General features: G+C 63.5%; 17 protein-coding genes. 5 read left to right on the forward strand and 12 right to left on the reverse strand.

What is annotated here, in order from left to right; translation table 11 throughout:
* Positions 1-81 precede the first annotated feature (81 nt).
* A complete protein-coding gene (locus tag QM996_RS16320; RefSeq protein ID WP_500270335.1) occupies positions 82-630 on the forward strand; it encodes a L,D-transpeptidase family protein in 549 nt (182 codons plus the stop codon).
* Positions 631-652: 22 nt separating this feature from the next.
* On the opposite strand, the gene QM996_RS16325 is transcribed toward QM996_RS16320, so the two are convergent.
* From QM996_RS16325 to rplS, 6 genes are all read right to left on the reverse strand, one after another.
* On the reverse strand, positions 653-1,189 hold the full coding sequence (locus QM996_RS16325) for a SixA phosphatase family protein (RefSeq protein WP_500268349.1): 537 nt from the start codon (positions 1,187-1,189) through the stop codon (positions 653-655).
* A gap of 143 nt (positions 1,190-1,332) precedes the next feature.
* Positions 1,333-2,742: a 3-isopropylmalate dehydratase large subunit gene (leuC, locus tag QM996_RS16330; protein ID WP_500268350.1), complete on the reverse strand. Its 1,410-nt coding sequence runs from the start codon at positions 2,740-2,742 to the stop codon at positions 1,333-1,335.
* A gap of 74 nt (positions 2,743-2,816) precedes the next feature.
* The gene (locus tag QM996_RS16335; RefSeq protein WP_282439048.1) at positions 2,817-2,945 is read right to left on the reverse strand and encodes a hypothetical protein; all 129 of its coding nucleotides are present in this window, start codon (positions 2,943-2,945) and stop codon (positions 2,817-2,819) included.
* A 39-nt stretch (positions 2,946-2,984) separates the two neighbouring features.
* Entirely contained in the window at positions 2,985-3,782 is a 798-nt protein-coding gene (locus QM996_RS16340) for an amino acid ABC transporter permease (protein WP_500268351.1), read from the reverse strand.
* Positions 3,783-3,811: 29 nt separating this feature from the next.
* On the reverse strand, positions 3,812-4,621 hold the full coding sequence (locus QM996_RS16345) for a basic amino acid ABC transporter substrate-binding protein (RefSeq protein WP_173517823.1): 810 nt from the start codon (positions 4,619-4,621) through the stop codon (positions 3,812-3,814).
* Positions 4,622-4,747: 126 nt separating this feature from the next.
* Positions 4,748-5,266 carry a 50S ribosomal protein L19 gene (gene rplS / locus QM996_RS16350; RefSeq protein WP_173517824.1) on the reverse strand — a complete coding sequence of 173 codons (519 nt, stop codon included), beginning with the start codon at positions 5,264-5,266 and terminating at the stop codon, positions 4,748-4,750.
* 326 nt (positions 5,267-5,592) lie between these two features.
* Between rplS and QM996_RS16355 the strand changes: the two genes are divergently transcribed.
* A complete protein-coding gene (locus tag QM996_RS16355) occupies positions 5,593-6,339 on the forward strand; it encodes a sulfite exporter TauE/SafE family protein (RefSeq protein ID WP_483500411.1) in 747 nt (248 codons plus the stop codon).
* Here the strand turns inward: QM996_RS16355 and trmD are convergent.
* The 6 genes from trmD to QM996_RS16385 form a co-directional block, all read right to left on the reverse strand.
* Complete coding sequence (trmD, locus tag QM996_RS16360; RefSeq protein ID WP_500268352.1) at positions 6,321-7,013, reverse strand: tRNA (guanine(37)-N(1))-methyltransferase; 693 nt, start codon at positions 7,011-7,013, stop codon at positions 6,321-6,323. The genes QM996_RS16355 and trmD overlap by 19 nt on opposite strands.
* Positions 7,014-7,024: 11 nt before the next feature.
* Positions 7,025-7,588, reverse strand: coding sequence for a ribosome maturation factor RimM (gene rimM / locus QM996_RS16365; RefSeq protein ID WP_500268353.1), 564 nt, complete (start codon positions 7,586-7,588; stop codon positions 7,025-7,027).
* Between the two features lie 146 nt (positions 7,589-7,734).
* Positions 7,735-8,109: a small ribosomal subunit protein bS16 gene (rpsP, locus tag QM996_RS16370; RefSeq protein ID WP_500268354.1), complete on the reverse strand. Its 375-nt coding sequence runs from the start codon at positions 8,107-8,109 to the stop codon at positions 7,735-7,737.
* A gap of 37 nt (positions 8,110-8,146) precedes the next feature.
* The gene (locus QM996_RS16375; RefSeq protein ID WP_057254921.1) at positions 8,147-8,482 is read right to left on the reverse strand and encodes a chorismate mutase; all 336 of its coding nucleotides are present in this window, start codon (positions 8,480-8,482) and stop codon (positions 8,147-8,149) included.
* Between the two features lie 14 nt (positions 8,483-8,496).
* Positions 8,497-10,062, reverse strand: a complete 1,566-nt coding sequence (gene ffh, locus QM996_RS16380) for a signal recognition particle protein (protein WP_500268355.1) — start codon at positions 10,060-10,062, stop codon at positions 8,497-8,499.
* A gap of 256 nt (positions 10,063-10,318) precedes the next feature.
* Positions 10,319-10,801, reverse strand: a complete 483-nt coding sequence (locus tag QM996_RS16385; RefSeq protein WP_500268356.1) for a MarR family winged helix-turn-helix transcriptional regulator — start codon at positions 10,799-10,801, stop codon at positions 10,319-10,321.
* Between the two features lie 115 nt (positions 10,802-10,916).
* Between QM996_RS16385 and QM996_RS16390 the strand changes: the two genes are divergently transcribed.
* From QM996_RS16390 to mtaB, 3 genes are all read left to right on the forward strand, one after another.
* The gene (locus QM996_RS16390) at positions 10,917-11,933 is read left to right on the forward strand and encodes an MBL fold metallo-hydrolase (RefSeq protein WP_500270336.1); all 1,017 of its coding nucleotides are present in this window, start codon (positions 10,917-10,919) and stop codon (positions 11,931-11,933) included.
* 92 nt (positions 11,934-12,025) lie between these two features.
* Entirely contained in the window at positions 12,026-12,937 is a 912-nt protein-coding gene (gene dapF / locus QM996_RS16395; protein WP_500268357.1) for a diaminopimelate epimerase, read from the forward strand.
* The gene (mtaB, locus tag QM996_RS16400; RefSeq protein WP_500268358.1) at positions 12,934-14,208 is read left to right on the forward strand and encodes a MiaB/RimO family radical SAM methylthiotransferase; all 1,275 of its coding nucleotides are present in this window, start codon (positions 12,934-12,936) and stop codon (positions 14,206-14,208) included. The genes dapF and mtaB overlap by 4 nt, the downstream gene beginning before the upstream one ends.
* The last annotated feature ends 5 nt before the right edge of the window (positions 14,209-14,213 follow it).

A 14,213-nucleotide genomic window follows, 5' to 3' on the forward strand; every position in this document is an offset into this window, starting at 1 on the left:
CAGCATTGCTGGATCGTTATATTCGCAACCGTGCTTATGGTGCCCCCCAAATCACGGGCAAAGCAAAAATCCGTGAGAATGATGCGCAAGAAAACGTCGGGAAAAAGACCAGCCAAATCCATCATCACAGTTCGCCCGGCGCCGCGCGATCGAAAGCGGGCACTGGTCTGCTTCGACGGCCGCGTCGAGCAGGCGGCGATCGGACGAAGCGGCATCACCAGCCTGAAGCGCGAGGGTGACGGCGCCACCCCGCGCGCCGCAATGAAGCTGATCGGCGGTTATGTCAGGCGCGATCGGCTCTCCCTGCCGCCGACGCCGCTGCCGACGCGGACCACGCGCAAGGGCATGCTGTGGTGCGACGCGTCAGGCCACGCCCAATACAATCGTCCGGTCACGGCACCTTTCGCGCCGAGCCATGAGGAAATGATGCGCGAGGACGGGCTCTATGACATCTGCCTGGTGATGGACTGGAACCTTATGGCTCGCCGGCGAAATGCCGGCTCGGCGATCTTCTTCCACCTGATCCGGCCGGGCTATGAGCCGACGCAGGGCTGCGTCGCGGTCAGCCTGTCCGCCATGTCGCGGCTGATCCCGCATATGCGGCGCGGCACCGTTATCCAGGTTCTCTGATACCGGCCAGGGCTGGTGTCAGTCAGGCCAGCGACCGGGGCGTCACGAAACGCCGGAGCTTGGCACCGCCGGGCGCAAGCTCGCGCCAACCCGTTGCTTCGAATTCGAGCACGGCAAGGGCAGCCGTCGGAAACTTGTCCGCCATACGCATCCGCAAGTCCGCATCGCCGGAACCGACGAGTTGGAACGCCAGGTCCTCCATGCCAGGATTGTGGCCGACGACGAGCAGCGTCCCGACGGCCGGATCGGTCTCGCGGAGGACGCTCAGGATCTGGGCCGCTCCCACCTCGTAGATCGCGCGGGTATTCTCGACCGCGATCCCCGACGGCAGGGCGGCCGCGACCAGTTGCCAGGTCTCTTGTGCACGTTTCGCCGCAGAAACGAGGGCGCGTTCCGGCACGAGCTTATGCTGCTTCATGTAGTCGCCCATCCGGGGCGCTGCCTTGCGGCCACGTTCGCCAAGCGGGCGATTGATATCGGCGACGCCGTCCGGCCAGGCGGACTTGGCATGCCGAAGCAGCATCAGGCAGTAGGTGTGAACAGGCAGGTCGTCGCTCATCCGTCGTCCTCCCAAGGCTCTTCGGGCCAGGAGTGGACAGCTTAGCGCATTTCGCCGAGCCGCGCGGAATGCCTTGAATGCGCGCAGACAAAAAAGGCCGCCCCGAAGGGCGGCCATTTGCGCCGGAAAAGCTCAGATCCGGCTTATTTCCATTCGCGGATATCGACGAAGTGGCCCGCCACCGCCGCGGCTGCCGCCATGGCCGGCGAAACCAGATGCGTGCGGCCCTTGAAGCCCTGGCGACCTTCGAAGTTGCGGTTCGACGTCGACGCGCAACGCTCGCCGGGCTTCAGCCGGTCGTCGTTCATCGCCAGGCACATAGAGCAGCCCGGCTCGCGCCAGTCGAAGCCGGCTTCCTTGAAGATCTTGTCGAGGCCTTCGGCCTCGGCCTGTTCCTTCACGAGGCCGGAGCCTGGAACGATCATCGCCGAAACGGTCGAGGCGACCTTGCGGCCTTCGACGACCTGGGCCACGGCCCTGAGATCCTCGATGCGACCATTGGTGCAGGAACCGATGAAGACGCGATCGATGGCAATGTCGGTGATCTTCGTGCCCGGCTTCAGGCCCATGTAATCGAGCGCGCGCCACTTGGAGGCCCGCTTGGTCTCTTCCTGGATCTCGTCCGGATTGGGAACGATGCCCTGAACCGAAATGACGTCTTCCGGAGAGGAGCCCCAGGACACGATCGGCGGCAGGTTGGCGGCGTCGAGCACGACGACGCGGTCATAATGCGCGCCTTCGTCCGTGTGCAGCGTCTTCCAGTATTCGAGCGCCATGTCCCAGGCCTTACCCTTCGGAGCGCGCGGCTTGTCCTTGATATAGGCAAATGTCGTCTCGTCGGGCGCGATCAGGCCGGCGCGGGCACCGCCTTCGATCGTCATGTTGCAGATGGTCATGCGGCCTTCCATCGACAACGAGCGGATCGCCTCGCCGGCAAATTCGATGACGTGGCCGGTGCCGCCGGCGGTGCCGATCTCGCCGATGATCGCGAGGATGATGTCCTTGGCGGTGACGCCGGGCGGAAGCTGGCCGTCGACGCGCACCAGCATGTTCTTCGCCTTCTTCTGGATCAGCGTCTGGGTCGCGAGTACGTGCTCGACCTCGGAGGTGCCGATGCCGTGGGCCAGAGAACCGAAGGCACCGTGCGTCGAGGTGTGGCTGTCACCGCAGACGATGGTCATGCCCGGCAGGGTGAAGCCCTGCTCCGGGCCGACGATGTGCACGATGCCCTGCCGCTTGTCGTTCTCGGAATAGTATTCGACACCGAAGTCGGCGGCGTTCTTGGCGAGCGCCTCGACCTGGATGCGGCTTTCCTCGTTCTTGATGCCGAGATGGCGGTCGGCCGATGTCGGAACGTTGTGGTCGACGACGGCGAGTGTCTTTTCCGGGGCGCGGACCTGGCGGCCGGCCATGCGCAGGCCCTCAAAGGCCTGCGGGCTCGTCACTTCGTGAACGAGGTGACGATCGATGTAGAGAAGACAGGTGCCGTCTTCCTGTTCGTTGACCAGGTGGTCGTCCCAGATCTTGTCATAGAGGGTACGCGGTGCGCTCATGGCAGTATATCCATCGAGTTTTCAAAAGGTAGGGAAAGCCGGCGGCAGGGCGGCCGGAAACGCTGATCAGGAGATCAGGATAGGCGGCTTGTGAGCGCCCCGTGGACGCGCGCAAAGAAACGTGCCGGCAGGCGCTTGTGATCCTGCAGCACGACGATTTTCTGTTCGCGACATCCGAATTTGGATTCCATGGCCGTGTTCATATCAATTTTCTGACAGGTCGGCAATTGGTGGAAGCGGCCTCAGCGCTGCTCGGCACGTCGCAGCCGCCGCTCCAACGCCCGCAATGCCAGAGACAGGCCGATGGTCAGCACCAGATAGACATAGGCGACGATCGAATAGGTCTCGAAGAAGCGGAAGGAGCCGGAGGCGTAAACCTTGCCCATCTGCGTGATGTCGGCGACGCCGAGCACCGACACGAGCGAAGAATCCTTGACCATGGCGACGAAGTCGTTGCCGAGCGGCGGCAGGATCACGCGGACCGCCTGCGGGAAGATGACGAGGCGAAAACGCTGATAGCGCGTAAGTCCCAGCGCCTTCGCGGCCTCGACCTGCCCCTTGTCGACCGAAAGGATGCCGGCCCGGAACACCTCGGCGATGAAGGCGGAATAGCCGATCATCAAGGCGATGATTGCGCGCCACATCAGCGAGATGTCGCGCACGACGACCGGTTCCATCCAGCCGGCACTGATCAATGGCGCACAGACGAAATTGGCCGCGACGACCAGCGCCGGCGCTCCAACGAAGGCAATGTAGAACAGCAGAACCAGGATCGGCACGCCGCGGATGACTTCGGTATAGAAGCGCGCGACCTGCCGCAGCGCCGTATGCTCGGAGAGCGCCATGAGCGCGATACCGAGGCCGAACGTCGTCGCCAGCACGAAGCCCATGAGGGTCACGAAGACGGTGACGCCGAGGCCCTTGAAGACGACAGTGAAAACTTCGGAGAAGATGTCATTGCTGACGATCACGGCGGCAAGCGCCACCGCGATCACAAGAAGGGCGACCAACCACCAGGGATAGTCGCCCTTGCCGGACATATCAGGAGATTGCGGGGCAGCCACTCAGATCAGCCGCCCATCTTGTATTCGAGGAACCACTTCTTATCGAGGGCATCGAAGGTGCCGTCCTCCTTCAAGGCCTTGATCGCGGCGTTGACCGGAGCGACGAGATCCGAGCCTTTCGGGAAGATGAAGCCGAAATCCTCGGTGCCGAGCGGGCCGCCGACGACCTTGAGCTTGCCTTCGGAGGAATCGACATAGCCCTTGGCGGCGACGCTATCGGTCAGCACCACGTCGACGTCACCGGCCTTCAGCGCCTGCACGGTTGCACCGAAGGTCTCGAACAGCTTGATGCGTGGGTTCTGTTCGTTGCCGTCGAGCATTTCGTAGACGGCGGTGTAGAACGGCGAGGTGCCCGGCTGGGCGCCGACCAGACCGTCGGCAAAGGCGCCGAAGCTCTTGCCGTCGTTGAAGCGGTTTTCATCGCTGCGCACCAGCATGAACTGTTGCGAGCGCATATAGGGGTCCGAGAAGTCGACCTTCTCCTTGCGGTCATCCTTGATGGTGATGCCGGTCATGCCGATCTGATATTGGCCGTCGTGCACCGCCTGGATCATCGCGTCCCAGCTCGTGTTCTGGTATTCGACCTTGAAATTCAACCGCTTGGCGATCTCGTTCATCGCGTCGTATTCCCAGCCCTTGGCTTCGCCGGTCTTCGGATCGACGAACTGCAGCGGCGGGTAGGCGTTCTCCGTGACGACGACGACCGTCTTGCCGCCGAGATCGGGCAGGTCGCTGGCAGTGGCCGGTGCAGAAAATGCGAAAGGAACGGCAAGTGCGGCTGCGATGCCCGCAAGCACGTGGCGACGGATTGTCATTGAAGGGGCTCCCGAAAATTGTGGCAGCGGAAAATGTCACAAATTCCGTCGAAAAGACAAGCGGATAGTACCAAAAAAGAAAGGCGGCCGAGGCCGCCTTTCCAACAATCCGAGAGGATTGAAAACTTATTCTGCTGCGGCTTCCGCTGCTGCCTTTGCTTCGGCGGCTTCGGCTGCTGCCTTCTCGGCGGCGAGCGCCTGGGCTGCTGCAACCTTTTCAGCCTCGATACGTGCCTTTTCCTCGGCAATCGCCTGGCGCTCGGCTTCGTTGAGCTTGCGGGCGCGCGTGCCGGTGTTCTCGACGATACGAGCCGACTTGCCGCGACGATCGCGCAGGTAGTAGAGCTTGGCGCGACGGACCTTACCGCGGCGAACCACTTCGACGCTCTCGACGAGCGGAGAGTAAACCGGGAATACGCGCTCGACGCCTTCGCCGTAGGAGATCTTGCGAACGGTGAAGTTTTCGTTGATGCCGCCGCCCGAACGAGCGATGCAGACGCCTTCATAGGCCTGAACGCGGGTACGGTTCCCTTCGACAACGCGGACGTTGACGCGCAGCGTGTCGCCTGCGGAGAATTCGGGGAGCGTGCGCTTGGCGGCGATCTTGGCGGCCTGTTCGGCTTCCAGCTGCTGGATGATGTTCATCGGTCTAACCTTTCAAGTTCTTCTGAAACAGCCAGAGCGCTCTCGATGAACCTGTCGGGCTTGCCTTCAGGTTTTGCCGGAAACCGGCAGGAGCGGATTCGCCATTCTTTGTTTTGGTCGACGGGCACAGAACCCGAACCGGGGCGGCACATACACCAATCGGTTCGGCTTGTCATCCCCGGAAGCCATATTTTCTCGGCGATCCGCGCCGAACATGATGATTCTATCAGAAAATCCGCAAATAGGCGCGGGCGATTATCGGACGCACCGGACTTGCGGCCGCCACAACCACCGGCTATCCCGAGCGTGGTGGGTCGGGGGAGACCATGCATATCTTCGAAGTGCTCATGCTTTTTGCGGCCGGCTTCCTGTCCGGTGTCGTCAATGCCATCGCCGGCGGCGGAACGTTCCTGACCTTCGGGGCGATGACGCTTGGCGGCCTTTCGCCGATCGTCGCCAATGCGACTTCGTCGATCATCCAGTTCCCAGGCTATATCACCTCGGCACTCGCCTATGCCAAGGAGATCCGCGCCGACAAGCGCTATGCCATGCTGCTCGGCGTGATCTCGGCGCTCGGCGGTCTGGGCGGCGCGCTGCTACTCGTCTCGCTTTCCAACGCCTCCTTCCGCGCGCTGGTCCCCTGGCTGCTGCTTGCGGCAACCGCGATTTTCGCCGCCGGACCGCTCTTGAAGCCCAAGGCGCGTGTTGACGAGCATGCGATCAATCCAGCCGGCATCGGCGCCCAGTTCGTCACCTCCGTCTATGGCGGTTTCTTCGGCGCCGGCATGGGCATCATGATGCTGGCAGTGCTGGGGCTCGCCACCGGTGGCGGCTACCACCGGCTGAACGCGCTCAAGAACTTCATCTCGATCGTGATTGCGGCGATCGCCATCGTCGTCTTTGCTGCGGGCGGCGTCGTCTCCTGGCTGCATGCGGCAATCATGGTACCGGGCGCGGCCCTTGGCGGTTACTCCGGCGTCTGGGCGGCCAGGCGCGTGCCGCAGGCGATCATCCGCGCCCTCGTCGTCGCCGTCGGCCTGCTGCTGGCCGCCTATTATTTCTTCACGGGCTGATCGAGAAGGTCGGGCCTGCGCTCGGCGGTGAGGCGCCGCGCCTCCGCCTCGCGCCACTTGACAATCGCGCCGTGGTTGCCCGAGGTCAGCACAGCCGGGATCTCGCGGCCTTCGAAGACCTGCGGCCGGGTATAATGCGGATGCTCGAGCAGGCCACCTTCGAAGCTTTCATGAACACCCGAAAGCTCGTTGCCCATGACGCCGGGCAGGATGCGCACCACGGCATCGAGCAGCGTCAGCGCCGCCGGTTCACCACCGGAAAGAATATAGTCGCCGATCGAAATCTCTTCGAGGCCGCGGGCATCGATCACCCGCTGGTCGACGCCTTCAAAGCGTCCGCAGACGATGACGACACCGGGACCGGCAGCAAGTTCGCGCACCCGCGCCTGCGTCAGCGGCCGGCCGCGCGGGCTCATCAGCAGCCGCGGGCGATCATCGCCCTCAGAGACATGGTCGATCGCTCGGGCGAGCACGTCGGGCTTCAGCACCATGCCGGCACCACCACCCGCCGGCGTATCGTCGACGGTGCGGTGCTTGTCCTCGGCGAAATCGCGGATCTGCACCGCCTCGATCGACCATTGGCCGCGCTCCAGCGCCTTGCCCGAAAGGGAAACGCCGAGATGGCCCGGAAACATCTCGGGATAGAGCGTCAGAACAGTCGCACGAAAAGTCATCGCCGCATCGCTCACTTGCGCTTCGCGGAAAACGGACTTCCCGAATCTTGGTCCTTGTCGTCGGAAAGACCGGCGGCAACCGGATCGACCAGCAGCCTGCCCGCTTCCAGATCGATTTCCAGCACCGACCATTCGGTAAAGGGGATCAGCACCGGGCGCCTGCCCGGGCCCTTCAGCTCCAGGAGATCACCGGCACCAAAATCGAACACACCGCTGACCTTGCCATAACTGGTGCCATTACCGTCGATCGCTTCCAGGCCCTCGAGATCGGCATAGAAGAACTCGTCCTCGTCGAGATCCTCGTCCGGCAGGTTGTCCCGCTCGATGAAGAGCTCGAGGCCATTGAGCGCCTCGGCGGCATTGCGGTCGTTGACGCCGCGGAAGCGCACGATGACGACGTTCTTCGCCTCGCGGATTTCCAGCACCTCGAAGACGCGGCCGTCGGCACTGTGCAGGTTGCCGTAGTCGCCAAGCGCCGTCGGATCGTCGGTAAAAGACTTGACCCTGACCTCGCCGCGCAAGCCTTGCGCTGCGCCGACCGTCGCCATCAGAACCGGGTTTTCGAGTTTGCTCATCGTCCGCGTCCGTTTCGGGATATATCGGTGCACATAACGGAAAACGGGCGGCATGGAAATGCCACCCGTTTCCTTAAGTCACGGCAAGCCGGAGCGGGGACGCGATCAGAAGACCGACGATCCCGTTCCAGACCGTTTGCCGGCTATTATTCCGCGGCAGCGTCTGCAGCGGCAGCAGCGGCTTCTTCAGCCTTCTGCTTGGCTTCAGCAGCGCGCTCCTGAGCCTTCTTGCCCGGAACGGCCTTGGACGGGTTGTTGCGTGCCGGACGCTTTGCCAGGCCAGCCTGGTCGAGGAAGCGCAGAACGCGGTCGGTCGGCTGGGCGCCCTGCGCGATCCAGTGGGCGACGCGCTCGGCGTCGAGTTCGACGCGCTTTTCGTCGTCCTTGCCGAGCATCGGGTTCCAGGAGCCGATCTTCTCGAGGAAGCGGCCGTCGCGCGGGCTGCGGGCGTCGGCAACGACGATCTGGTAGTACGGACGCTTCTTGGAACCGCCACGGGCGAGACGAATTTTCAGTGCCATTTCAGTTACTCCTTGCAGGCTTTCTTGACCGCTTCGTTCAAGCGGAATGGTTTGTGCCGGCGTTGCCCGCGCTATGCGAGCGATCGGCGGCGATGGCTTCATGATGCCGGATGACTTCCTTGATGATGAAGTTCAGGAACTTCTCGGCGAAATCCGGATCCAGATTGGCATCCTTGGCCAGGCGGCGCAGGCGTTCGATCTGGTATTCTTCGCGCGCCGGGTCGGCCGGCGGCAGATCATGCTTGGCCTTGAGAACCCCGACTGCCTGGGTGCAGCGGAAGCGTTCGGCCAGCATGTGGACGAGCGCGGCATCGATGTTGTCGATCGACTGCCGGTAACCCGCCAATTCCTGTTTGATTTCGGGATCAATCATCTCTCAAGCGATCCTCACTTCTTCTTCGGCAGGCCGGGAAGGCCGGGGAAGCCGCCACCGAGGCCCGGAAGCTTGGCGCCGCCCAGACCCGGCAGACCACCGCCGCCAAGACCCGGCATTCCGCCCGGCTTGAGGCCGGCCGCTTCCGCCTGCTTCTGCAGCGCTTCGAGCTGCTTCGGGTCGAGCTTCGACAGGTCAGGCATGCCGCCGCCACCGAGGCCACCGAGCCCCATCTTGTTGGCAAGGCCGCCCATCATCTGCTTCATCATGCCGCCTTTGCCCTTGCCGCCCATCATCTTCATCATGTCCGCCATCTGGCGGTGCATCTTCAGAAGCTTGTTGATGTCGGCGGCATCGGTGCCGGAGCCGCTCGCGATGCGTTTCTTGCGCGAATGCTTGAGCAGGTCCGGATTGGCGCGCTCGGCCTTGGTCATCGACGAGATGATGGCGAGCTGACGCTTGAAGAGCGTGTCGTCGAGACCGGCCGCAGCCATCTTGTCCTTCATGCCGGCCATGCCGGGCATCAGGCCCATGATGCCGCCCATGCCGCCCATCTTCTGCATCTGCTTGAGCTGGTCGGCGAGGTCGTTCAGGTCGAACTTGCCCTTGGCCATCTTGGCGGCCATGGCCGCCGCCTTCTCGGCGTCGATGTTCTCGGCCGCCTTTTCGACGAGCGAGACGATGTCGCCCATGCCGAGGATGCGGTCGGCGACACGGCGGGGATGGAACTCTTCGAGCTCGCCCATCTTCTCGCCGACACCGATGAGCTTGATCGGCTTGCCGGTGACGGCCCGCATCGAGAGTGCCGCGCCGCCACGACCGTCGCCATCCATGCGGGTCAGCACCAGGCCGGTGATGCCGACACGTTCGTCGAAGTTGCGGGCGAGATTGACGGCGTCCTGACCGGTCAGCGCATCGGCGACGAGCAGGATTTCATGCGGATTGGACTTCCGCTTGATCTCCGCCATCTCGATCATCAGCGGCTCGTCGATATGGGTACGGCCGGCGGTGTCGAGGATGACGACGTCGTGACCGCCGAGCTTGGCAGCCTGGACGGCGCGCGCGGCGATATCGGTCGGCGACTGGCCGGCAATGATCGGCAGCGTATCGACGCCGGTCTGCACGCCGAGCTGACGCAACTGCTCCTGCGCGGCCGGACGGCGCGTGTCGAGCGAAGCCATCAGGACCTTTTTCTTGTCCCGCGACTTCATCCGGTTGGCGATCTTGCCTGTCGTCGTCGTCTTACCCGAGCCCTGCAGACCGACCATCATGATGACGACGGGCGCCGGAGCATTGAGGTCGATGGTGACCCCCTCGGAGCCGAGCATCTCGACGAGCTGGTCGTGGACGATCTTGACGACCATCTGGCCGGGCTTGATCGACTTCAGGATCTCGGCGCCAACGGCCTTTTCACGAACCTTTTCAGTAAAGGAGCGCACGACATCGAGCGCGACGTCGGCTTCGAGCAGCGCACGGCGAACCTCGCGGAGCGCGGCGGAAACATCGGCTTCCGACAATGCGCCGCGGCCGGTCAGTCCATTCAATATGGAACCAAGGCGGTCCTGGAGGCTCTCGAACATTCTTACTTCCTTCTGGTTTCCGGTGGCGATCAACTCGCCGGAAACGTGGGTTCCTTCGCGCGGAAAACAAGGCGCAAAGCCAAAAACCACCCGAGGGCGCGACGCGCTGTCGGGTGTTGACCTCCGGGTTCTCTTTATACCTTTACGGGACCCGGTCGGCGGCTTCGAAGACTTGAGCTTGCGAAGGAATTGGGGCGGATAAACAGCAAAGCGCGGCAAAAGTCAAGGACGGCAGGGCAATGAGGGCGCTTCAGGCTCAAAGCGCCTCGCCCTCGGCGGCCTCGCCCAGTTCCCCGGTCAGTTGCTCGAAGGCCGTCGCGACCCGCGTCATTACCCTGAGTGCCGCCACCACTTCGGTCTGGTTGATGTCACCGAGCAAGGCGTGCAGCATCTCGACTTCGCGACGATGAATTTCCTCGAACAGATCGCGACCGGCAACCGTCGGCGTGCAAAGATAGGCGCGCCGATGTTCCGGATTCGGCTGCTTCTCGAGCAAATGCTTGTCTATCAGTCCGGTGACGATGCGCAGCACGAACTGCCGCTTCATCGACAGGCGTCGCGCCGCCTCCGGCACGGTTATCTGCACTGCGCAAAAAAGTTCGAGAACCGCGCGCTCGGCCACGGATATGCCGGCCCCATCGAGCATATGCTCCGACGCGCGTTGCATGTTGAGATGGACGGAGCGGACCAGCTTCAGGGTCTTGTAGAGGCGTTCATGCGGATCGAATCGAACGAGCATGCGAACACGATAGCAATCCAGTTGCTGTCTTCAAGAATTTATTAAGGCCCGACCTTCCATCGCCTATGCCGCTGCACCATTTGATTCAGTCATGAGACATGCCGAAAGGCTCTGGATGAAGAAGACGCCCAATCCATATTATCGCGGCCCCGTCTCCGATCATTTTGACGGAACCCGCTTCTTCAATCCCGGCGGCAAGCCGCCCAAGGGAATGGCGGACCTGCTGCGCTGGCAGTTCGGCGGCGGCAAGGTCCGCTGGCCGGCGCACAATCCAAGTCCGTTCGCGCAAGTGAAGCCCGAACTCAGCGTCGAAGGCGAACGCCTGCGCGTGACGATGGTCGGCCATGCGACGCTGCTTATCCAGGTGCACGGCGTGAACATTCTTACCGACCCTGTCTGGGCGCACCGCGCCAGCCCCTTCGCCTTCGCCGGCCCGCAGCGCCGCAATGCCCCCGGCATCGAGCTCGACGATCTGCCGCCGATCGACATCGTGCTGGTCACCCACAACCATTACGACCATCTCGATGTCGAAACGCTGGCCGCGCTTCACGACGAGCACACGCCCCGGATCATCACTCCACTCGGGAACGACACGATCATCCGCCACGCCGTTCCCGATGCCGAGATAACGGTGGTCGACTGGCATGACCGGGTCGATTGCGGCGATGACATCGTGATCCACGCGGAGCCCTGCCACCACTGGTCGGCCCGCGGCTCACGCGACCGGCGCATGGCGCTCTGGGCGGCCTTCGTTCTGGAGACGCCGGCCGGCAAGATCTACCATGTCGGCGACACCGGCTTTCATGGCGGCACAAACTATCGCGCCGCCCGCGAAAAACACGGCGCTTTCCGTCTCGCCAACCTGCCCTTCGGTTCCTACGAACCCCGCTGGTTCATGCAGGACCAGCACCAGAACCCGGAAGAAGCCGTGCGTGGCATGATCGATTGTGCTGCCGCCCACGTCGCCGGCCACCACTGGGGCACGTTCCGCCTGACCGACGAGGGCGTCGACGAGCCGCGGCTGGCGCTGGAACGGGCGCTCGATGCGGCCGGCATCGCCCGCGCCCGCTTCCGGCCGCTGCGCCCCGGCGAGGTCTTCGACGTGCCTGTCGCTGCATCCGCCCGGGAATGAAGGCAGCACTGGTAATTTCCGGGCTTTTCCGCCATATACAGCCCGAATGAAGGGTGCCTCGCTTGATGCAGGCCGGTTTGGACCATCGCCACATGACCGACAACGTGCAATTCGCCAGAATGAACGGGCTTGGAAACAAGATCCTCGTTGTCGACATGCGCGCCCGGAAGGATCGGGTGACGCCCGCAGCCGCGATCGCGCTCAATGCCGACCCGGCGACGGCCTTCGACCAGATCATGGCGATCCACGACCCGAAGGCCGCCGGCACCGACGCCTGGATCGACATCGTCAATTGCGACGGCACCATGGCCCAGGCCTGCGGCAACGGCACGCGCTGCGTCGTCCAGGCGCTTGCCGCCGAAACTGGCAAGAAGGCGTTCACCTTCCAGACCGTCGCCGGCATCCTGAATGCCGCGGAGCACGAGGACGGCACGATATCGGTCGATATGGGCAATCCGGTTTTTGACTGGAACAGGATCCCGCTTGCCGAGGAGTTCGCCGATACGAGCCGCATCGAATTGCAGATCGGCCCCATCGACAATCCTGTCCTGCATTCGCCCTCGGCCATGTCGATGGGCAATCCGCACGCGGTCTTCTGGGTCGACAAGGATCCGATGTCGTTCGATCTCGATCGCTTTGGTCCGCTGCTTGAAAACCATCCGATGTTTCCCGAGCGCGCCAACATCACGCTGGCACAGGTGCTTTCGCCCTCGTCGCTGCGCACCCGCACCTGGGAACGGGGCGCCGGGCTGACGCTTGCCTGCGGCTCGGCAGCCTGCGCTGCAGCGGTCAGCGCCGCGCGCACGGGTCGCACCGGCCGCAAGGTGACGATCGACGTCTCTTCCGCCCCGGCTCCGGCCAAGCTGACGATCGAATGGCGCGAGCGCGACGATCATGTGATCATGACCGGTCCGGCCGAATGGGAATGGTCCGGCACGCTGAACCCCACCACCGGCACCTGGCAGCGCGAGGAAGCCGAGGCCAGCGGAGCGCAGGCGCTTTGAGCGGCGTCGAGGTCATAACCTTCGGCTGCCGTCTCAATACCTACGAATCCGAAGTGATGCGGGCGGAAGCCGAGAAGGCGGGGCTGAACAACGCCATCCTCGTCAACACCTGCGCCGTCACCGGCGAGGCGGTGCGCCAGGCACGCCAGGCGATCCGCCGCGCGCGCCGCGACAACCCGCATGCCCGCATCATCGTCACCGGCTGCGCAGCGCAGACGGAAAAGGAAACCTTTGCCGAAATGGACGAGGTCGACGCCGTGCTCGGCAATGAGGAAAAACTCAAGAGCGCCTCGTATCGCTCCCTGCCCGATTTCGGCGTCTCGGCGGAAGAAAAGCTGCGCGTCAACGACATCATGAGCGTGCGCGCCACGGCACCGCAGATGGTCAAGCACATCGACGGCCACGTGCGCGCCTTCATCCAGGTACAGAACGGCTGCGACCATCGCTGTACCTTCTGCATCATCCCCTATGGCCGCGGCAATTCCCGCTCCGTGCCGATGGGCGCCGTCGTCGACCAGGCGCGCAAGCTCGTCGAAACCGGCTATTGCGAGATCGTGCTGACCGGCGTCGACGCCACCAGTTACGGCGGCGACCTGCCGGGCACGCCGACGCTCGGCCTGCTGGCGAAGACGCTGTTGAAGCAGGTGCCGGAAATCCGCCGTCTGCGCCTTTCCTCGATCGACGGCATCGAGGCCGACAAGCACCTCTTCGACCTGATCGCCGACGAGGCCCGCTTCATGCCGCATCTGCACCTGTCGCTGCAGCATGGCGACGATATGATCCTGAAGCGCATGAAACGCCGCCATTCGAGCGCCGACGCCCGCGCCTTCGCCGACGAGGTCCGGCGGCTGCGCCCCGAGATCAACCTCGGCGCCGATATGATCGCCGGCTTCCCGACGGAAACCGAAGAGATGTTCGAGAACGCCGCAAGGCTCGCCGAGGATTGCGGCATCGCCCATCTGCATGTGTTCCCCTATAGCCCGCGTCCGGGGACGCCGGCGGCACGCATGCCGCAGCTCGACCGCGGCCTCATCAAGGATCGCGCCGCGCGCTTGCGTGCGGTCGGTGCGGCACTCTACGCCCGCCATCTCGACGGCATGGTTGGCGGCGAACAGACGATCCTGGTCGAGAACAACGGGCTCGCTCACACCGAAAACTTCACACTCGTCGATGCCGCCGGCCTCAAACCGCGCGCGCTTGTCCCGGTCACGATCACCGGCCACAATGGCAAGCACCTGACGATGCAGGTCAAACAGATGGCTGCGGCCTGACTTAT

The sequence above is a fragment of the Sinorhizobium chiapasense genome, from assembly GCF_045277575.1.
In the GTDB taxonomy this organism is placed as follows: domain Bacteria; phylum Pseudomonadota; class Alphaproteobacteria; order Rhizobiales; family Rhizobiaceae; genus Ensifer; species Ensifer chiapasense_A.